The organism is Sphingobium sp. SG1, assembly GCF_057063145.1.
In genome coordinates this window covers 1-18,985 of sequence record NZ_JBVVOJ010000008.1, presented here as the reverse complement: position 1 = coordinate 18,985, position 18,985 = coordinate 1, and the positions used below count along the sequence as shown (strand labels likewise).

Here is an 18,985-nt window from a genome sequence, read left to right as displayed (position 1 = left end):
CCGGATTTTTATTGCGTGAATTGCGCAATTTACCCCGATCGGGGTATGCGCCGGCTTCGTCGAACGGCTAGATGATTCGACGGGGCAGGAGCATCTTGCCTGCCGACGGCCGATCCATATGCGACCCATGGGTCGGCCGCCGGCATCTCTTCCTGTCTCCCCACACTTCGTCAGGGTTCCGTCCCGCGACATTTTCGTGCTAAGCCGCTGCCGGATTTGAAGCGAGATTACCAATGAATGACCTGACGCAGACCCCCGAAATGCTGATCGCGCAGATGGGCGCGCGTGCGCGCCGCGCCGCCGCCCTGCTCGCGCCAGCCGGGGACGCGCAGAAGGTCGATGCGCTGCGCCGCGCCGCCCAGGCCCTGCGCGACCAGGCGCCCGCCATCCTCGCCGCCAATGCGCGCGACATGGACAATGGCATCGACAATGGCCTGTCCGCCGCGATGCTCGACCGGCTGCGGCTGGACGAGGATCGGATTGCCGCCATGGCCGTCGGCGTGGATCAGGTGGCGACCCTCGATAATCCGCTCGGCAGCGTGATCGACTCCTCCGTGCGCCCCAATGGTCTGGAACTCAGCCGCGTGCGCGTGCCGCTGGGCGTCATCGGCATCATCTATGAAAGCCGCCCCAACGTCACCGCCGACGCCGCTGCCCTCTGCCTGCGCGCCGGCAATGCCGTGATCCTGCGCGGCGGCAGCGAGGCGAAGGAAAGCAACCGCGCGATCCACGCCGCCATGGCGGAGGGGATCGCCGCCGCCGGCCTGCCCGCCGATGCGGTGCAACTCGTCCCCACCACCGATCGCGCCGTGGTCGGCGCCCTGTTGCGCGCATCGGATTTCGTAGACCTCATCGTGCCGCGCGGCGGCAAGAGCCTGGTCGCGCGCGTGCAGGAAGAGGCGCGGGTGCCGGTGCTCGCCCATCTCGACGGGATCAACCACAGCTATATCGATGGCGCGGCCGATCCGGCCATGGCGGAAAGCCTGGTCTTGAATGCCAAGCTGCGCCGGACCGGCGTCTGCGGTTCGACCGAAACGGTGCTGATCGACCGCGCCTATGGCCATGCCCCCGCGCTGGTGAAGGCGCTGCTCGACGCCAAGTGCGAAGTGCGCGGCGATGACGCGGTGCAGGCGATGGACGAACGCGTGGTCGCCGCATCGGACGAGGATTGGGATACCGAATATCTCGACGCCATCGTCTCGATCCGGCTGGTCGACGGCGTGGAAGAGGCGATCGCCCATATCGCGGCGCATGCCAGCCATCATACCGACGCGATCATCACCGAGGATGCGGCGGTGGCCGAACGCTTCCTCAATGCCGTCGACAGCGCGATCGTGATGTGGAACGCCTCGACCCAGTTCGCCGATGGCGGCGAGTTCGGCCTGGGCGCGGAAATCGGCATCTCGACCGGCCGCCTCCACGCCCGCGGCCCGGTCGCGCTCGAAGGGCTCACCACCTATAAATGGATCGTGCGCGGTCGCGGCCAGGCTCGACCGTAAGGCGTTTTCCGGGTGGAGGGGGAAACCTACCCCTTCACCACCGTATCGATTGCCTTCAACTGCTTCAGCATCGGCCCGACCCAGTCGAGCTTCAGCATTACCGGCCCGTCCGACGGCGCATTGTCGGGGTCTTCGTGCGCCTCGGCGAAGATCGCCGCCACGCCCGCTGCCACCGCGCTGCGCGCCAGCAGCGGCGCATAGTCGCGCTGGCCACCGGAGGCCGACCCCAGCCCGCCGGGCTGCTGCACCGAATGGGTGGCGTCGAACACCACCGGATAACCGGTTTCCGCCATCACCGGCAGCGCGCGCATGTCGCTGACCAGCGTGTTATAGCCGAAACTCGCGCCGCGCTCGGTCAGCAATATGCGCTCATTGCCGGTCGACGCGACCTTCTGCGCCACCGCCGCCATGTCCCACGGGGCCAGGAACTGCCCCTTCTTGACGTTGATCACCGCGCCGGTCTTGCCGGCCGCGATCAGCAGGTCGGTCTGGCGACACAGAAACGCCGGGATCTGCAGGATATCCACCGCCTGCGCCGCCGCCTCCACCTGTTCGGGGCCGTGAATGTCGGTCAGCACCGGGCAGCCCAAAGTCGCCTTCACCTCGGCCAGGATCGCCAGCCCCGCGTCGATGCCGACGCCGCGCTTGCCCGATACCGATGTGCGGTTGGCCTTGTCGAAGCTGCTCTTGAAGATGAAGGGCACGCCCGCATCCGCCGCCGCCTTGGCCAGCGCATCGGCCATGAACAGCGCATGGTCGCGGCTTTCGATCTGGCAGGGGCCGGAAATCAGGACGAAGGGCAGGTCGTTGCCGAAGGTGACCGGGCCGACCTTCACATGCTTGGGATCTCTCATGCCGCTCACTTGGGCGCCTTTGCGAAGCGGCGCAACAATTGTCCGCGCCACAGCCCCTTGCCGGGATGATAATTCCAGCAGAACCAGCCAAAGGTCAGGCAGGCGAGCAGCGAAGGCAGCGCCATCGGATCGCCATTGGCCTTCATATGGCGATAGAATGTCATGTCGGCGCGCCAGCGGTCGCGCTCACTGCCGCCGCCATTGATGCCGTACATATTGTCATGCTTCCTACAGCCGACATTCCGGTTGTATTTGCGATGGTCTATGAAATAGCAGTAGTCGCGTTCGGGCGTGGTCATGTCCCGATTAGGACCGGGGCAGTGCAGAAATTCAAGCGTAAAGTCTTTTACCTAGGTGGTTTTGATCCGCGCGGCGTCCGTTTCTATCACCAGCTCTATCGCGATCAGGCGGCCCGCTACACCGCGCTGACCGGCGAGACGGTGGAGGTCAGCGCGCGCCGCGCCGGCCCCGCCAACAGCGCGATCTGGACCGTCACCAACGCCAGCGCCGGGGTCGAGACCGACTATGAATATCTCCGCTGGGAAGATCTGATCGGCAAGGTCTGGATCCGCCATCCCTTCACCCTCGCCTGGCGCGCTGCCCGCGCCTATGCCGGCCATGCCCGGCTGATGCAGTTCGGTCGGATGCGCAAATTGCGCCGCGGGCCGGTGATCACCATCCTCTATCCGCCGATCCTGGCCGTGCTGATCCCGCTGCTGCTGGCGCTGGTCCCGGCGCTGCTGCTGTCGCTGCTGCTGCCCTTCTGGGCGGCGGCGCTGGTCGGCATCGGCATCAGCGCTTTCTTCTCCGGCCGCATCCTTAACAAGCTGGTCGTGCCCTGGCTGCTGCGCTTCATGACCTATCATGGCGCGCTCGCCGCCGACGGGCCGGGCGACGAGCTTAATGCCCGGCTCGACCAGTTCGCCGCCCGCATCGCGGCGGAGCTGGACGGCGACTGGGACGAGATCCAGCTCGTCACCCACAGCGCCGGCACGATCCTGGGCATGAGCCTGCTGCGCCGCATCCTCGCGCTGCGTGGGCGCGCGCCGCTGCCCGATCATTTCGTCATGGTCGGCATGGGGCAGGTGGTGCCGGTCATCGGCCTGCGCTGCGATGCCGGCTGGTATCATGCGGACCTGAAAGCCCTCGCCGACCAGCCTTTCCGCTATGTCGACATCAGCTCCCCGCCCGACGGCGCGGCCTATTACAACGTCAATCCGCTGCGCCTTGTCGCCGATCAATTTGCCGCGCGGGTGGACATGCTATCGCCGCGTTTCCATCTCTTCTACTTGGCCGAAAATTATCACGGGGGCTGGTCCAACAAATATGAGGCGCATTTCGATTATCTCAGGGTCGGCGACCGCCTGTCGCCGCTGGATTTCGTGAGCCTGACCGCTGGCCGCCGCACGGTGGACGAGGCGGTCGCCGCCTTCCGGACGATCCCGTGAGCGCGCCCTTCACGCCGCCCTATCCCGAACCGCCCAGGTCGAAGCGCGGCCTCATCAAACGCTTCCTGCGTGGCTGGCACAGCTGGATCCATGTGCTGTTCGACAAAAGCTATACGATGAAGATGGGCGAGATCCGCATGCCGGGTCAGACCATGTATATCGCCAATGAACTGCCGCTGGTGGACAAGATCCTCAAGGGCGGCACCGCGTTCCCCAAGCATAGCGAACTTGTCCGCAATCTCGATCCGCTGATCGGCAATTCGGTCTTCTCCGCCAATGGCGAGGATTGGGAAAGCCAGCGGGCGATGGTCAATCCCGCCTTCGCCCATACTGCGCTCAATCGGTCCATGCCGCTGATGGTCGCCGCCGCCGACGATCTGCTCGCCCGGCTCGATGCCGCCGATCGGACAAAGCCGGTCGATATCGACCCGATGATGACCCATGTCGCGGCCGACATCATCTTCCGCACCCTCTTCTCGCAGACGCTGGACGAGGAACGCTCCAACATCATCCACACCGCCTTCGGCCGGTTCCAGCGGCTCGCCCATTCGGCCTCGATGCTGCGCCTCTACGGCATCCCCGCCGGCTGGTTCGAGAAACGCTCTAAAGGGCCGGCCCGCGCCATCCATGACGTGTTCCGTCCGATCGTCGAGGCCCGCTACGAAGGCTATCATGGCCGGGGCGAGGCGCCCCATCGCGACATTCTCCAATCGCTGATCGAGGTGCAGGATGCGCAGACCGGCGCCCATTTCACCTGCGAACAGGTGATGGAACAGGTGTCGACCATCTTCCTCGCCGGCCATGAAACCTCGGCCAGCACCATGACCTGGGCGCTCTACATGCTCGCCGAATGCGCCCATATCCAGGATCGGGTCCGCGCCGAAGTGGCTGGCATCGCCGGCGACGATGTGCTGACCGCGCCGATGCTCAAGGATATGGGCCATGTCCGCAACATCTTCCGCGAAACGCTGCGCCTCTATCCGCCGGTCGCCTTCTTCCCGCGCGAAGTCACCTGCCCGATGGAGATGCGCGACAAGAGCCTTGAAGAAGGATCGATGCTGGTCGTCGCGCCCTGGCTGACCCAACGTAACAAGGATAATTGGGCCTGCCCGCACGCCTTCGACCCCGACCGGTTCGATGATCCCGCCAATGCCGACATGGTGAAACAGGCCTGGTTCCCCTTCGGCCGCGGCCCGCGCGTATGCGTCGGCGCCGGCTTCGCCCAGCAGGAAGTGATGACCGTGATCGCCTCGGTCATCCGCCGCTACCGCCTCACCATGCCCGCCGGCTTCAAACCCGAACCCATCAGCCGCCTCACCATCCGCCCCAGGACGGGCATGAAGCTGCTGTTCGAGCGGGTGGGGTAACCCGACACTCGCAGATCCTCCCCTGCAAGGGGAGGGGGACCATTTGCATCGCAAATGGTGGAGGGGTGTCACGCTCTCGATAGGGGGATACCCCTCCGTCAGCGCTGCGCGCTGCCACCTCCCCTTGCAGGGGAGGATGGATTTTAGCTGCGCCCTATCGGCCCTGCGCCGCCGGCAATTCCACCTGCACCTGCGTCGGGATCGGCGCCGCCATGATCGCGATCCCTGCGACGATCCCCAGCACGCCCCACACCCAGCGTTTCGCGCGCAGGTCCATGACGCCGCGCGCCAGGCAGTAAAGGCCGGCCAGGACCAGGATGATGGCGGCGATCATGCGACTTCCTCTTTTGCGGTCTCGTCCTCGGGCACGACATCGACGGCGACGCTGATGCTCTGGCCCGATCCGCCGACGAACAGCCCGTCCATCGGCGCGACATCGGCATAGTCGCGGCCCATGGCGATGAACAGATGATCCTCGCCGGTGATGACGCCATTGGTGGGGTCGAAGCCGATCCATCCGCGCGTCGGCCCGCACCACAGCATCACCCAGGCATGCATGGCGTCGGCGCCGACCAGCCGGGGCATGCCCGGCGGCGGATAGGTACGGAGGTATCCGCTGACATAGGCGGCGGGCAGGCCAGCGAGGCGCAGCGCCACCACCATCACATGGGCGAAATCCTGGCACACGCCATGGCGCGCGGCAAAGGCGTCGGCCACCGGCGTCCCGGCATCGGTGGCGCTGGGATCATAGGCAAATTCCGCCTTGATCTGCTGCGCCAGTTCCCATGCCGCCGCGACGATCGGCCGGTCGGGCGCCAGCATCGCGCCCGCCCAGATGCCGATCGCGTCCAGCATTGGCGCGCGGGGCGAGGCATAGAGGAATTGGGCGGGGGCAGAGGCGCTGATGTCGCGGTCGGCCAGCGCCGCGCGCGCCACCATGGCGATGCTGGGGTCGTCATCCTGCGGCAGGATCGGCGCGCCGCCAGCCACCCCGGCGCGGAACCGGCTCTCGATCGTCAATTGCCGCAATGGCTGGTCGATCACCAGCCGCTCGACATGCACCGGCCAGGCCCCCGGCCGCGCCTCGATCGACAGTGGCGGGGGATCGACGCTCAAGGCATAGTCGGCAGTCCATTGCCCGGCCCAGGCCATCGGCCGCAACCGCACATTGAAGCGGGCGACCCGCACCGGCGCGCCATAGCGCAATATGCTTCTGTGCCGGACATGGTAGATCATGACAGCAGCTCTGCGCCCTCGACCTTTTCCGTCTTGCGGACCTGCAGGAAATAGCGCTGGCCGATCGCGTCGGACAAGGCGAGCAGCCGGCTTTCGATATCGGTCAGCGTCGCCATGGTCAGCATGTCGCCGGTCAGCGGCGCCAGCGTCGCCGCCAGCGCGCCGGCCAGCCGCTGCGGCTCCTCCGGCATGCCGTCGCCGCGCAGCGTGGGCAAAGCGGCGACATGTTCGGCAATGCACAGTGCCTGATAGGCGATCGATCGGGGGTTCTGCGGCTCCAGCGCGACCAGATCGCGCACCGGCGGCAGCGACGGACCGGTCAGATAGCGGTTGCGATAGCTGATCTGGCTGTCATGCAGGTCGAGCAGCACGGTCAGGTCGTCGGCCGACGCCCAGTCGCTGCCCAGCAGCAAGGTCAGCCGGCATCCGGTGATCGCCCGCTCGATCCGCCGTCCCATGTCATGGAAGCGCCAGCCCTCGGTACGCGCCATATTCTCCGCCGCCAGCCCCGACAGCGCCGAAATCCGCTCGATCATGCGCGATGCCGCATCCAGCAGCGTTTCGGTCACCGCCCCGTCAAAGGCGGGTAACGGCAGGCGCACCAGCCGCCAGAAATCGGTTGCCAGCCGGTCGCGCAGCCCCTCGCCGATATTGGCGACCACGCCCATCAACGCGCGCACGCTGCCCGGCTGGCGCGCATCGCCCAGCGCCTGCGCGCACAGCGCACCGACCGGCTGCGCCGCGTTTCCGGTCGCGCCCCACAGCGCCAGCTGCCCCGCCAGCCGCGCCATGGTCGGCGAATCCGACGATGGCCCCATATCGACCTCGATCGATTCGCCGATGACCGCGCGGATCACCCGCAGCGTCATTTCGGTCCGCTCGATATAGCGGCCCAGCCAATAGAGATTGTCCGCCGCCTTGGTCGGCAACAGCCCGCCGATCCGCCGGATTGCCGGCGCGCCGCCATCGCCCAGCAGCGTATCGGGCGGCACCGGCTGGCTGTCGATCACGCACATGTCGGCCGACATGTCGCCTTCGCCCATCAGCGCGGCACGGATATCGCCATGGGCGGCCAGCCGCGCGAAGGCACCCGGCATGATCCGCCATTGGCCGAGGCCATCTCGCGCCACGAACACGCGCAGGGTGAAGGGCAGGGGGGCCAGCCGCCCGCCGACGATCGCCGGGGTGGTCGACAATTTCACCACCTCCTGCCCGACATAGTCCATCGGCCGCCGCGCCATCGCCTCCAGCAAGGTCGCGCGCTGGTCCGCATCCAGCGTCGATCCCTGCACTGATCGCGCCGGGCCAAGCCCCGCCGCATCCCGGTCGAACGCCGATGCCACCAGCAATTCGTCCAGATGGCCGGTCACATGGCCGCGCTCGCGCTCCTGCCCGCACCACCAGGTGGCGATATTGGGCAGCAGCAATTCGGTGCCCAGCAGGGCCTTGGCCAGTTGCGGCAGGAAGGCGGCAAAGGCGCGCGCCTCGATCACGCCCGCGCCCGGCCAGTTGCTGACCATTAGCCCGCCGCGCGCGCAGGCATCATAGAGGTCGGGCACGCCGATCCGCGATTCCCCGTCGAACGCCAGCGGATCGAGGAAGCGGCTGTCCATCCAGCGCCACAGCCCGTCGATCCGCTTCAGCCCCTCGATCGTGCGCACGAACAGGCGCCCATCGCTGACGATCAGGTCATCGCCCTCGACCAGCATCAGGCCCAGATAGCGGGCCAGATGTGCCTGCTCGGCATAGCTCTGGTTGAACCGGCCCGGCGTCAGCAGGCCGATGCGCGGATCGGCGCGCTGGCAATCGACCGCCAGGCCCCGGCGCAGATCGGCGAAGAAGGGCGCCAGCCGCCGCGTGTTCATCGCGCCCAGCAGATCGCCGGTCGCGCGCGACAGCGCCAGCCGGTTCTCCAGCGCATAGCCGACACCCACGGGCGTGCGCACCCGGTCGGCCAGCACGCGCCATTCGCCGTCCGGCCCGCGTCCCAGATCGGCGGCATAGAAATGGAGATAATGGCCGCGCGGTGGCGCCGCCCCGGTCATCACCCGCCAATAATGCGGGCTGCCGGTCACCACCGCGGCGGGCAGCTTGCCCTCGCGCACCAGGCTCTGGGTGCTGTAGATGTCGCTGATCACCCGCTCCAGCAGCTCGGCCCGCTGCATCAGCCCCTGTTCGATCCGGGTCCATTCGCCAGAGCCGATCAGCATCGGGATCGGGCTCAGCGGCCAGGGCCGCTCCTGCTCGTCGCCGGTCAGGCGGAACGCCAGGCCCAGATCCTGCGCCTGCCGCTCGACATTGCCGGCCAGCGTCGCGGGATCGCCCTGACCCTGTTCCGACAATCGATCCAGCATCGCCCGCCAGCGGGGCGCCATCTCCGCCGGCGCCCCGGCGAACAGGTCGCCGCCCGACGCGCGCGCCAGATAGTCGCCGGCCCAGCCGGACGCTTCGAGACCCGGCAGGACAGGCGAGTCGGTCATCGTCTAATATTCGGGATGCCTGAACCGAAGGTCCAGCGTCATCGGAAATTCGCTCGGGGGTTCGGCAGGCGGCATGTCGACGGGGCCGGGCGTATGGCCATGATCCTGGAACCGCGCCTTGCGCCGCGCCTCCGCCTCATAGCTGTTGATCGGCACATCGTCATAATTGCGCCCGCCCGGATGGGCGACATGATAGACGCAGCCGCCCAGCGACCGCCCGCTCCAGCTGTCGAAGATATCGAAGGTCAGCGGCGCATTGGCGGGCAGATTGGGGTGCAGGCAATTGGCCGGCGCCCACGCTTTGTAGCGCACGCCGCCCACCGCCTCGCCCGGCACGCCGGTCGGCGTCATCGGCACGCGCCGCCCGTTGCAGCTGACGATATGTCGCCCGGCGACCAGGCCCGATACGCGCACCTGCAACCGCTCGGTCGAACTGTCGACATAGCGCACCGTACCGCCGATCGCGCCGGTCTCGCCCAGCACGTTCCACGGCTCCAGCGCATGGCTGATTTCCAGCCCGACGCCGCCGGCCTCGACGCTGCCATGCACCGGGAAGCGGAACTGGCGCTGCGCCTCGAACCAGTTGGGATCGAAATCATAGCCCGCCTGGCGCAGGTCGTTCAGCACCTCCAGGAAATCGGCCCAGACGAAATGGCCCAGGAAAAATCGGTCGTGCAGCGCCGTGCCCCAGCGCACCAGATTGCCCTGCTGCGGCTCGCGCCAGAACCAGGCGGTCAGCGCGCGCAGCAGCAATTGCTGGGCCAGGCTCATCTGCGGGTCTGGCGGCATCTCGAACCCGCGAAACTCGACGAGGCCAAGGCGCCCGGTCGGCCCATCGGGCGAGAACAGCTTGTCGATGCAGATTTCGGTGCGATGGGTATTGCCGGTCACATCGACCAGCAGGTTGCGGAAGAGGCGATCCACCAGCCAGGGCGGCGGCAGCTTGTCCGCGCCGTCGCGCACCGGATTGGGCACCTGCGCGAGCGCGATCTCCAGCTCATAGAGGCTGTCGTGCCGCGCCTCGTCGATGCGCGGCGCCTGGCTGGTCGGGCCGATGAACAGGCCGGAGAAGAGATAGGAGAGCGAAGGGTGCCGCTGCCAGTAGAGGACGAAGCTCTTGAGCAAGTCCGGCCGACGGATGAACGGGCTGTCGTTCACGCTCGCCCCGCCCAGCACCAGATGATTGCCGCCGCCGGTGCCGACCGACCGGCCATCGACCATGAACTTGTCGGCGGTCATCTTCACTTCGCGGGCATCCTCATAGACGCCCTGGGTAATCGCCACCGTCTCGGCCCAGCTTGTTGCCGGCTGGATATTCACCTCGACCACGCCGGGGTCGGGCGTCACCTTCAGCACATTGACGCGCGGGTCGGACGGCGGGGCATAGCCCTCGATCCGCACCGGGATGCGGGTCGCCTCGGCCACCTTCTCGACCTCAGCAATCAACTCCAGATAATCGTCCAGCGTCTTCACCGGGGGCACGAAGACCGACAGGAAATTGCCGCGCGGCTCGACCGTGACGGCGGTGCGCACCGCCCCTTCGATGAACACCTGTTCCTGCCGGTCCTGATGCTCGGCCTGTGCCACCTCGGACCGCTCGAACCGCTCGGCCGGAGCTGCCGCCTCGGCGCGATAATCGGCCAGCGGCTCGCGCGGCTCGCTCGTATCCTGCGGATGGATATAGGGGAAATCGGACGGCGGCACATAGGGCAGGGTGCCCAGCGGCAGGCGGTATCCCAGCGCCGAATCGCCCGGCACCGCGAACAGCGCCTTGCGCCGCACCTTCCACACCTCGCTCTGCCAGCGCGGCGCGCTCGCCTGCGTCTGCCAGCGCTGGATCGGCAGCACATAGCCGACCGTCTTGCTAAGGCCGCCCTCGAACGCGCGCACCATCCGGCTGCGCTCCTCGGGATTGTCGAACTTGGGATCGCCCGGCTCGGTATTGGCGGGCAGTTCCGCCTCCTTCACCGACCAGGCCAGCGCATCCTCGAACACCGGCTGGACGAAATCCGTCTCGACCCCCAGCCCGTCCGCCATGGCGGTCAGGAAGCGGCCGGCATCCTCGGCGGTAATGGTCGTATCGCCCGCCTCCGGCTCGCCCGCGATCAGCCCGGCATCGCGCCAGATCGGTACGCCGTCGGCCCGCCAGTAGATCGAATAGCCCCAGCGCGGCAGGCTTTCGCCCGGATACCATTTGCCCTGGCCATGATGCAGCAGCGCGCCCGGCGCAAAGCGATCGCGCAGCCGCCGGATCAGCCGGTCGGCATAGCCCGCCTTGGTCGGCCCGACCGCATCGCCATTCCATTCGCCCGCCTGTGGATCGTCGACCGCGACGAAGGTCGGCTCACCGCCGGTGGTCAGCCGCACGTCCTGCGCGATCAGGTCCGCGTCCACCTGTTCGCCCAGCGCCATCAGCGACGCCCAGCGCCCCTCGGTAAAGGGCTTGGTGATCCGCACCGCCTCGGCAATGCGGCTGACATTCATGGCGAAATTGAAATCGACCTCGGCCGGTTCGGCCATGCCGCTGATCGGCGCGGCGGAGCGATAATGGGGCGTGGCGCAGAGCGGGATATGCCCCTCGCCCGCGAACATGCCGCTGGTCGCGTCGAGCGCGACCCAGCCGGCGCCGGGCACATAGGCCTCGGCCCAGGCATGCAGGTCGACCACATCCTGGGTGACTCCCTTGGGCCCTTCGATCGGCTCGACGTCCGCAACCAGCTGGATCGAATAGCCCGACACGAAGCGGGCGGCAAAGCCCAGCCGGCGCAACAGCTGCACCAGCAGCCAGGCGGAATCGCGGCACGATCCGGTGCCGATGTCCAGCGTCTCCTCGGGCGTCTGCACCCCGGTTTCCATGCGGATGACATAGCCGATGCGCTGCTGCAGCTTGCTGTTCACATCGACCAGGAAGTCGATCGTCCGTCCCTCGAACGCGGCATGCTGGGCCACCAGTTCCTCGAACAACGGCCCCTGCATCTCGACGTCATAATAAGCGGCCAGATCGGTCTCCAGCTGCTCGTCATAGCTGAAGGGGTAATTTTCCGCATAGGGTTCGACGAAGAAGTCGAACGGGTTGATGATATCCAGATCGGCCAGCAGGTCGACCTCGATACTGAAATGATCGACCGGATCGGGAAAGACGATCCGCGCCAGCCAGTTGCCGTGCGGGTCCTGCTGCCAGTTGAGGAAATGGTTCGCCGGCTCGATCTTCAGCGCATAATTGGGGATCTTGGTGCGACTATGCGGCGCGGGCCGCAATCTTATCACTTGCGGACCCAGACGGATCGGGCGGCTATAGCGATAGGCGGTCAGGTGGTGCAGCGCGGCCTTGAGCATGATGCGATCAGAAACCACGCTTTGCTGCAATGCAATGCGAAACTGTCGCTTCGCCAAAGATTCTCGCAATTTCCGTTCGCGTCAGCCCCGGCCATCCCCTCATTTAACCGACGTCATCCCGGACCCTTCGACAGGCTCAGGGCATGCTTCATCCGGGATCCATTCAGCGCTTTCGCGCGGGTGTAACGCCGAATGGATCCTGACTTCCGTCAGGATGGCGCAGGTCGAGATTGGCAGGGAGCGACCAGTTTTGGCCATTCCATCATCGTCACCCTGAACTTGTTTCAGGGTCCATTCCTCCCATAAGACCAATGGTTTGTTGGGCTCGATGGATGCTGAAACAAGTTCAGCATGACGTTGGTGGGATGGCCGCAATCCACCCCATCCCGGCCATTCGGCTGACGCTGAATTTGTCGACGCGGCCTGGCCTCTATTTCCCCTCCAGCCTTTGGCTGAAATAGACCATCTGCATCGCCTGCAACCGGGCGCCCTGTTCGATATCGGCGTCGCCCGAATGGCCGCCGGCGGTATCCTCGTAGAAGAGATAGGGCAGGCCATAATCCTTCAGCCGCGCGGCGAACTTGCGCGCATGCTGCGGCCCGACCCGGTCGTCCTTGGTCGTGGTCCAGATATAGGGCGTGGGACAGGCGACCCCCTTGCGGATATTGGCATAGGGTGAGATTTTCTCGAGAAACGCCTTTTCCTCCGGCACCGACACGCTGCCATATTCATCGACCCAGGACGCACCGGCGGCGATCTGCTCGTATCGGATCATGTCGAGCAGCGGCACCTGGATCACCACACCGTTCCAGAGGTCAGGATGCTGGTTGAACTCGACCCCCATCAGCAGCCCGCCATTGGACCCGCCATAGATGCCGAATTTCTGCGGGCTCGACAGCTTGCGGGCGAATATATCCTGCGCCACCGCCGCGAAATCATCATAGATGATCTGGCGCTTGGTCTTGAGGCCCGCCTCATGCCAGGCCGGGCCGAACTCGCCGCCGCCGCGGATATTGGCCAGCACGAAACTATTGCCCCGCTCCAGCCACAGCTTGCCGGTGATCGCGGCATAGCTGGGCGTCATCGGCACCTCGAAGCCGCCATAGGCGGTCATGATCGTCGGCGTGCTGCCGTCGGGCGTCATCCCCTTCTTGTGGACGATGAAATAGGGGATCTTGGTCCCGTCGGTGGACGTCGCCTCAAACTGCTCGACCACCAGCCCCGCCGCATCGAACCGCGCCGGCATTGCCTTCACCTGCACGGGCTTGGGGTCGGCGGCATCCATCGCCCACAGCGTCGTCGGCGCCAGGAAGCCTGCGACGCTCAGATAGGCCTGGTCGCTCTTGTCGGACGCGGCGACCGTGCTGATCGTCGCATTGTCGGGCAGGTCGACCGGCTGCGCGGTCCATCCCGTGGCCCCGCGCGCATGGACCCGCACCCGCCCGCGCACATTGTCATTGAGGCTCAGCACGACCCGATTCTGCGTCGCCACCACCCCGTCGATCGACTGGCGCCGCGTCGGCGCGAACAAGATCTCGGGCGTCAGCACCCCGCCCTCCTGCAGGGCTTTGAGCGCCACGCTCGCCAGCGCCCCTGCCGGCACGGTCACGCCGCCGCTTTCCCACGCCTCGCTGGTTTGGATCAGCACCTGCCCGTCGACCATGCCCTGCAGCTGGCTCTTGGCCGGCAGCGCCAGCCGCTTCGTCCCCTGCGCCGTCAGCAGCCAGGTCTCGTTGCCGAAGAAAGTGACGCCGCGAAACAGGAAGGCGGCCCGATTGCCCTGCCCATCGCTCAGCAGGATGGGCATCGACATCAGCTGGTCGCTCGCCGCGCCGCGAAACACTTCCTGCGCGTCGTCCAGCTTCTGCCCGCGCTTCAGCGTCTTGACGACAAAGGGATAGCCCGACTTGGTCAGGCTGTCCGCCCCCCAGTCGCGCGACAGGAGGAGCGTATCCTTGTCCAGCCACACCGCATTCTGCTTGGCGTTGGGAATGTCGAACCCGCCCGGCACGAATGTGCCGTCGACCAGGTCGAACTCGCGCAGCCGCACCGCATCCTCGCCGCCGTCCGACAGCGCCAGCAGTGCGATCCGCTCCTCGGGGTCGAGGATGGTCGCGCCCTTCCACACCCACTTCTTCCCTTCCGCCTTGGACAGCGCATCCAGGTCCAGCACGGTCGTCCAGTTGGGCGACGCCGCCGCATAATCGGCCTCGGACGTATAGCGCCACACGCCCTGCGGATGGTCGGCATCGCGCCAGAAATTATAGATGCGGCCATGGATCAGCATCGGCATCGCGATCCGGTCCTTGGCCGATGCGATCGCCAGCGCATCCCTGTAATAGCCGGCATAGCGCGGATCGCCCTGCAGCGTGGCGACGGTCGCCTTGTTCTCCGCCTCCACCCACTGCATCGCGCGCGGCCCGGTCCAGTCTTCCAGCCAGACAAACGGATCGTCGGCAGGCGCGGGGGCGGGCGCGCCAGCGCCGGTCAGCAGGGCAGCAGAAACCATCGTTATCAACCTCTTCATTGCGCCCCCCTTTGTTGTCCTCAATCCCGCGCGAGCTGGCCCTTCAGATAGCGCCGCCGCAGCACCGCGCCCGCCACCAGCAAGGGCAGCGACGCGGCACAGGCGATCAGCCCCAGCAGCATCGGTGACCAGCCCATCAGGCTATGGACGCCAAAGGCCGACGGCAGGATCAGCAGCAGCGCGCCCAGGGTGAGCAGCCACAGCCCCCAGCGCCGCGGCCGCACCGCCACCATCCGCATCTCGTGCCGCAACGCCTTGCGCCGGGCCTTCTTGTCGGCGGCGACGCTCATGCCGCCTCCGCCTGGCGCGCGGCGAAATCGGTCCGTGCCTGCACCACCGCCGGATAGCTGCCCTCGATCCACTGGAACAGCGGCCCCAGCGCATCGCCCAATGACACGCCCAGCGGCGTCAGTTCATATTCGACATGCGGCGGCACGGTCGCGAAGTCATGGCGCGCCACTAGCCCATTGGCCTCCAGCGCGCGCAGCGTCTGGGTCAGCATCTTCTGGCTGATGCCGCCGATCCGCCGTTTCAGCTCGCCATTGCGCCGCACCCCCTGGCCGACCACCAGCAGGATCAGCAGGCTCCACCGATCCCCGATCAGGTCCAGCAGGTCGCGCGACGGGCAATGCGCCTCGCACGGATCGATCCGCTCGGTCCATTCCGGCAGCTTCATGGGTAGGTACTCCAAGGTGCGTACTTCACTTGCAGTACCTAGGCATCCATCTTGGCGTCCGCAAGCCGGCTGCACCCTCATGACGTGCAACAAGGACATTTGAAAATGAGCAAGATCGCCATCGTCTACCATAGCGGCTTCGGCCATACCGACGTGCTCGCGCGCGACGTCGCCCAGGGCGTCACCGACAGCGGCGGCGTCGCCGACCTGCTGCGCATCGACGGCCTCCAGGCCGATTTCGGCGAATTTTTCGATCGCATCGCCGATGCCGACGCCATCATCTTCGGTTCGCCCACCTATATGGGCACCGTCTCCGCGCCGATGAAGGCGTTCATGGACGCCAGCGCGCGGGTCTATTTCACCAAGGCGTGGAAGGACAAGCTGGGCGCCGCCTTCACCGTCTCCGGCTCGCCCTCGGGCGACAAGCTCAACACCCTGACCAGCCTCGCCATCTTTGCCGCCCAGCATGGCATGGTCTGGATCGGCACCGGCCAGAATCCGGGCAATAATGACGATGAAAGCGCCGCGACCGAGGTCGAAAACCGCCTCGGCAGCTTCATCGGCGCCATGGCCCAGGCGGCCAATGACAGCCCGGACGTCACGCCCAAGGCCGGCGACCGCGCCACCGCCCGTTCGCTCGGTCGCCGCGTGGCGCAGGCAGCGGCCCGCTGGCGCGCTGGCATCGATCATCGGGCCGATGCCTTGCCTGCCTGATCGACGGCACGGCGGGCAGGGGCTTCCCCTGCCGCCGCGCTTGCGCTATCCATTGCCCATATCCCCGGGGGACCGTCCGCAGACGGTTGAGAGGCGGCTTTGTGGCCGCGACCCGCTGAACCTGATCCAGTTGACACTGGCGTAGGGAGGGAAGCGCGTCGTGCCACTCGTCCCGTGACACCGCCCGCACTCTCTTTCCGCCTGAAGGAGAGAGAAGTTATGGCAGACGTCCCCGCCCGCACCGAAATGCGCGTTACTACGGGAGCCATTCGCGGCTCGAAGAAGATCCATGTCGGCCCGCGCAAGGTCGCCATGCGCGAGATCCATCTGGAGCCGGGCAGCGGCGAGCCGCCGGTGCGCGTCTATGACACGTCCGGTCCCTATACCGATCCGGACGCCCACATCGACATCATGGCGGGCCTGCAGCAACTCCGCCGCGACTGGATCCGGGAACGCGGCGATGTCGAGGAATATGACGCGCGCGAGATCAAGCCGGAGGATAATGGCCTGAAAGGCCCCGACCGTTCGGGCGGCGTCCAGCCCTTCCCGAACGTGGTGAAGCGTCCCCTGCGCGCCAAGCCCGGCGCCAACGTCTCCCAGATGCACTATGCCCGTCGCGGCATCATCACCCCGGAAATGGAATATGTCGCCGAGCGCGAGAATCTGGGCCGCGCCCGCCTCGCCGAATATGTCCGCGACGGCGAAAGCTGGGGCGCCTCCATCCCCGACTATGTGACCCCGGAATTCGTCCGCGATGAAGTCGCCCGCGGTCGCGCCATCATCCCGTCGAACATCAACCACCCGGAATCCGAGCCGATGGCGATCGGCCGCAATTTCCTGGTGAAGATCAACGCCAATATCGGCAACTCGGCGGTCGCCTCCGACGTCGCGTCCGAAGTCGACAAGCTGGTCTGGTCGATCCGCTGGGGCGCGGACACGGTGATGGACCTCTCCACCGGCCGCAACATCCATGACACGCGCGAATGGATCATCCGCAACTCGCCCGTGCCGATCGGCACCGTCCCCATCTATCAGGCGCTCGAAAAGGTCGGCGGCATCGCCGAGGACCTCACCTGGGATATCTTCCGCGATACCCTCATCGAACAGGCCGAACAGGGCGTCGATTATTTCACCATCCATGCCGGCGTCCGCCTCGCCTATATCCCGATGGCGGCCAGGCGCGTCACCGGCATCGTCTCGCGCGGCGGATCGATCATGGCGAAATGGTGCCTGGCGCACCACAAGGAGAGCTTCCTCTACGATCATTTCGACGAGATCGCGGAGATCATGAAGGCCTATGACATCGCCTATTCGCTGGGCGACGGCCTGCGCCCCGGCTCGATCGCCGACGCCAATGACGAAGCGCAATTCTCCGAACTCTATACGCTTGGCGAACTGACCCACCGCGCCTGGAAACAGGATGTGCAGGTGATGATCGAAGGCCCCGGCCATGTGCCGATGCACAAGATCAAGGAGAATATGGAAAAGCAGCTCCAGGTCTGCGGCGAAGCGCCCTTCTATACGCTCGGGCCGCTCACCACGGACATCGCGCCGGGCTATGACCATATCACCTCAGGCATCGGCGCGGCGCAGATCGGCTGGTATGGCACGGCGATGCTCTGCTACGTCACGCCCAAGGAGCATCTGGGCCTGCCCGACCGCGACGATGTGAAGGTCGGCGTCGTCACCTACAAGCTCGCCGCCCACGCCGCCGACCTGGCCAAGGGCCACCCCGCCGCCAAGGTCCGCGACGACGCGCTCAGCCACGCCCGCTTCGAGTTCCGCTGGCGCGACCAGTTCAACCTGTCCCTGGATCCCGACACGGCCGAACAATATCATGACCAGACCCTGCCGGCCGAAGGCGCCAAGAGCGCCCATTTCTGCTCGATGTGCGGCCCCAAATTCTGCTCGATGAAGATCACGCAGGAAGTCCGCGACTTCGCCGCGAAGAAGAACCAGCCCGCCGACGGCTTCCTGGCGGCGGGCCTGACCGGCGCGGAAGTGGCGGAAGCCAGCAAGGCCGCCGCGTTGAAAGGCATGGAAGAGATGAGCAAACTCTTCAAGGAAACCGGCAGCGAACTCTATATGGGCGCCGGTGGACGGGAGCATGATTGATGAATTGGTAGATTGAAAATGGATGTGGAAGGGTCTTGATAATCCTTCCACATGCAATAGCATGAAAACATGTACCTGATGTATGTCGATGAAAGTGGTGACACAGGGCTTGTTGGATCTCCAACGCGTTATTTTGCGTTAAGTGGGATCGTTGTTCATGAGCGACGATGGCGACCATTCATTGACAGGTTGATTGCATTGCGAAAGACGCTGAAAAGTGTCTATGGGCTGCCCATTCGTACGGAGTTGCATGCTTCTGAATATATCAGGAGTCCGGTACATGGTTTGGCCAAGCATCATAGGTTATCTATTTTGAGAAATGCCATTGACGAATTGGCAAAAACACCTGAAATTTCAATTACAAACGTAATTGTTGATAAGGCAGGGAAGCCTGCAGATTATGATGTTTTTCAAAGTGCCTGGGGTGTTTTGTTTCAAAGATTTGAGAATACGCTGTTCTTTGGTAACTACCCTGGGAAATATCGGGATGATTTTGGTCTAGTATTGACCGATGCGACGGCAGGGGAAAAGCTTTCCCGCATGGTTAGGCGAATGGCTGTATATAATCCAATTCCAAGCTCTTATGGTGGAACGAGAAATATCCCAATCACTAAGATTATTGAAGATCCTCACGGGAAAGATTCAAAGGCGTCTTTGAGTCGGTTTCGAAACTCACGCTGACCGAGCCAAACGGCGTAGCATGAGCATGGCGGCGGCGGCGTAGAGGAAGGCT

The 18,985-nt window shown here is 65.5% G+C and carries 15 protein-coding genes and 1 riboswitch; of the genes, 6 read left to right on the top strand and 9 right to left on the bottom strand.

Features of this window, described 5'->3' with window-relative positions; all coding sequences use genetic code 11:
* Nucleotides 1-233 precede the first annotated feature (233 nt).
* The gene (locus AC0KVN_RS17275; RefSeq protein ID WP_435568185.1) at nucleotides 234-1,499 is read left to right on the top strand and encodes a glutamate-5-semialdehyde dehydrogenase; all 1,266 of its coding nucleotides are present in this window, start codon (nucleotides 234-236) and stop codon (nucleotides 1,497-1,499) included.
* A gap of 26 nt (nucleotides 1,500-1,525) precedes the next feature.
* Here the strand turns inward: AC0KVN_RS17275 and kdsA are convergent, their stop codons facing one another.
* On the bottom strand, nucleotides 1,526-2,353 hold the full coding sequence (kdsA, locus tag AC0KVN_RS17270; protein ID WP_435568217.1) for a 3-deoxy-8-phosphooctulonate synthase: 828 nt from the start codon (nucleotides 2,351-2,353) through the stop codon (nucleotides 1,526-1,528).
* Between the two features lie 5 nt (nucleotides 2,354-2,358).
* Nucleotides 2,359-2,652 carry a hypothetical protein gene (locus AC0KVN_RS17265; RefSeq protein WP_004209421.1) on the bottom strand — a complete coding sequence of 98 codons (294 nt, stop codon included), beginning with the start codon at nucleotides 2,650-2,652 and terminating at the stop codon, nucleotides 2,359-2,361.
* A gap of 21 nt (nucleotides 2,653-2,673) precedes the next feature.
* Between AC0KVN_RS17265 and AC0KVN_RS17260 the strand changes: the two genes are divergently transcribed.
* Nucleotides 2,674-3,801 carry a hypothetical protein gene (locus AC0KVN_RS17260; RefSeq protein ID WP_435568184.1) on the top strand — a complete coding sequence of 376 codons (1,128 nt, stop codon included), beginning with the start codon at nucleotides 2,674-2,676 and terminating at the stop codon, nucleotides 3,799-3,801.
* A complete protein-coding gene (locus tag AC0KVN_RS17255) occupies nucleotides 3,798-5,168 on the top strand; it encodes a cytochrome P450 (RefSeq protein ID WP_435568183.1) in 1,371 nt (456 codons plus the stop codon). Before AC0KVN_RS17260 ends, AC0KVN_RS17255 begins: the two co-directional genes overlap by 4 nt.
* Nucleotides 5,169-5,322: 154 nt before the next feature.
* Here the strand turns inward: AC0KVN_RS17255 and AC0KVN_RS17250 are convergent, their stop codons facing one another.
* The 7 genes from AC0KVN_RS17250 to AC0KVN_RS17220 all read right to left on the bottom strand — a co-directional run bounded on the left by AC0KVN_RS17250 (nucleotide 5,323) and on the right by AC0KVN_RS17220 (nucleotide 15,423).
* Nucleotides 5,323-5,502 carry a hypothetical protein gene (locus AC0KVN_RS17250; protein ID WP_125985443.1) on the bottom strand — a complete coding sequence of 60 codons (180 nt, stop codon included), beginning with the start codon at nucleotides 5,500-5,502 and terminating at the stop codon, nucleotides 5,323-5,325.
* Complete coding sequence (locus AC0KVN_RS17245; RefSeq protein WP_483656225.1) at nucleotides 5,499-6,404, bottom strand: transglutaminase family protein; 906 nt, start codon at nucleotides 6,402-6,404, stop codon at nucleotides 5,499-5,501. Before AC0KVN_RS17245 ends, AC0KVN_RS17250 begins: the two co-directional genes overlap by 4 nt.
* Complete coding sequence (locus tag AC0KVN_RS17240; protein WP_435568181.1) at nucleotides 6,401-8,884, bottom strand: circularly permuted type 2 ATP-grasp protein; 2,484 nt, start codon at nucleotides 8,882-8,884, stop codon at nucleotides 6,401-6,403. The genes AC0KVN_RS17245 and AC0KVN_RS17240 overlap by 4 nt, the downstream gene beginning before the upstream one ends.
* 3 nt (nucleotides 8,885-8,887) lie before the next feature.
* Entirely contained in the window at nucleotides 8,888-12,220 is a 3,333-nt protein-coding gene (locus AC0KVN_RS17235; protein WP_435568216.1) for a transglutaminase family protein, read from the bottom strand.
* A 430-nt stretch (nucleotides 12,221-12,650) separates the two neighbouring features.
* Nucleotides 12,651-14,747, bottom strand: coding sequence for a prolyl oligopeptidase family serine peptidase (locus AC0KVN_RS17230; protein ID WP_435568180.1), 2,097 nt, complete (start codon nucleotides 14,745-14,747; stop codon nucleotides 12,651-12,653).
* A 20-nt stretch (nucleotides 14,748-14,767) separates the two neighbouring features.
* Nucleotides 14,768-15,037 (bottom strand): hypothetical protein, encoded by a 270-nt coding sequence (locus AC0KVN_RS17225; protein ID WP_435568179.1) that lies wholly within the window; start codon nucleotides 15,035-15,037, stop codon nucleotides 14,768-14,770.
* Complete coding sequence (locus AC0KVN_RS17220; protein ID WP_278394248.1) at nucleotides 15,034-15,423, bottom strand: winged helix-turn-helix transcriptional regulator; 390 nt, start codon at nucleotides 15,421-15,423, stop codon at nucleotides 15,034-15,036. Before AC0KVN_RS17220 ends, AC0KVN_RS17225 begins: the two co-directional genes overlap by 4 nt.
* Before the next feature lie 105 nt (nucleotides 15,424-15,528).
* Here AC0KVN_RS17220 and AC0KVN_RS17215 point away from each other — a divergent pair, with 105 nt between their 5' ends.
* The 3 genes from AC0KVN_RS17215 to AC0KVN_RS17205 all read left to right on the top strand — a co-directional run bounded on the left by AC0KVN_RS17215 (nucleotide 15,529) and on the right by AC0KVN_RS17205 (nucleotide 18,933).
* Nucleotides 15,529-16,137, top strand: coding sequence for a flavodoxin family protein (locus AC0KVN_RS17215; protein ID WP_435568178.1), 609 nt, complete (start codon nucleotides 15,529-15,531; stop codon nucleotides 16,135-16,137).
* Between the two features lie 55 nt (nucleotides 16,138-16,192).
* A riboswitch (TPP riboswitch) is annotated at nucleotides 16,193-16,302 on the top strand.
* Between the two features lie 54 nt (nucleotides 16,303-16,356).
* Nucleotides 16,357-18,252 (top strand): phosphomethylpyrimidine synthase ThiC, encoded by a 1,896-nt coding sequence (gene thiC, locus AC0KVN_RS17210; protein ID WP_483656224.1) that lies wholly within the window; start codon nucleotides 16,357-16,359, stop codon nucleotides 18,250-18,252.
* Nucleotides 18,253-18,321: 69 nt separating this feature from the next.
* A complete protein-coding gene (locus AC0KVN_RS17205; RefSeq protein ID WP_483656223.1) occupies nucleotides 18,322-18,933 on the top strand; it encodes a DUF3800 domain-containing protein in 612 nt (203 codons plus the stop codon).
* Nucleotides 18,934-18,985 lie beyond the last annotated feature (52 nt).

What these genes read in the sequence shown, in the direction of transcription:
- AC0KVN_RS17275 (WP_435568185.1), top strand. Translation starts at nt 234, where the DNA reads ATGAATGACCTGACGCAGACCCCCGAAATGCTGATCGCGCAGATGGGC.
- kdsA (WP_435568217.1), bottom strand. Translation starts at nt 2,353, where the DNA reads ATGAGAGATCCCAAGCATGTGAAGGTCGGCCCGGTCACCTTCGGCAAC.
- AC0KVN_RS17265 (WP_004209421.1), bottom strand. Translation starts at nt 2,652, where the DNA reads ATGACCACGCCCGAACGCGACTACTGCTATTTCATAGACCATCGCAAA.
- AC0KVN_RS17250 (WP_125985443.1), bottom strand. Translation starts at nt 5,502, where the DNA reads ATGATCGCCGCCATCATCCTGGTCCTGGCCGGCCTTTACTGCCTGGCG.
- AC0KVN_RS17245 (WP_483656225.1), bottom strand. Translation starts at nt 6,404, where the DNA reads ATGATCTACCATGTCCGGCACAGAAGCATATTGCGCTATGGCGCGCCG.
- AC0KVN_RS17240 (WP_435568181.1), bottom strand. Translation starts at nt 8,884, where the DNA reads ATGACCGACTCGCCTGTCCTGCCGGGTCTCGAAGCGTCCGGCTGGGCC.
- AC0KVN_RS17235 (WP_435568216.1), bottom strand. Translation starts at nt 12,220, where the DNA reads ATGCTCAAGGCCGCGCTGCACCACCTGACCGCCTATCGCTATAGCCGC.
- AC0KVN_RS17230 (WP_435568180.1), bottom strand. Translation starts at nt 14,747, where the DNA reads ATGAAGAGGTTGATAACGATGGTTTCTGCTGCCCTGCTGACCGGCGCT.
- AC0KVN_RS17225 (WP_435568179.1), bottom strand. Translation starts at nt 15,037, where the DNA reads ATGAGCGTCGCCGCCGACAAGAAGGCCCGGCGCAAGGCGTTGCGGCAC.
- AC0KVN_RS17220 (WP_278394248.1), bottom strand. Translation starts at nt 15,423, where the DNA reads ATGAAGCTGCCGGAATGGACCGAGCGGATCGATCCGTGCGAGGCGCAT.
- AC0KVN_RS17215 (WP_435568178.1), top strand. Translation starts at nt 15,529, where the DNA reads ATGAGCAAGATCGCCATCGTCTACCATAGCGGCTTCGGCCATACCGAC.
- thiC (WP_483656224.1), top strand. Translation starts at nt 16,357, where the DNA reads ATGGCAGACGTCCCCGCCCGCACCGAAATGCGCGTTACTACGGGAGCC.
- AC0KVN_RS17205 (WP_483656223.1), top strand. Translation starts at nt 18,322, where the DNA reads ATGTACCTGATGTATGTCGATGAAAGTGGTGACACAGGGCTTGTTGGA.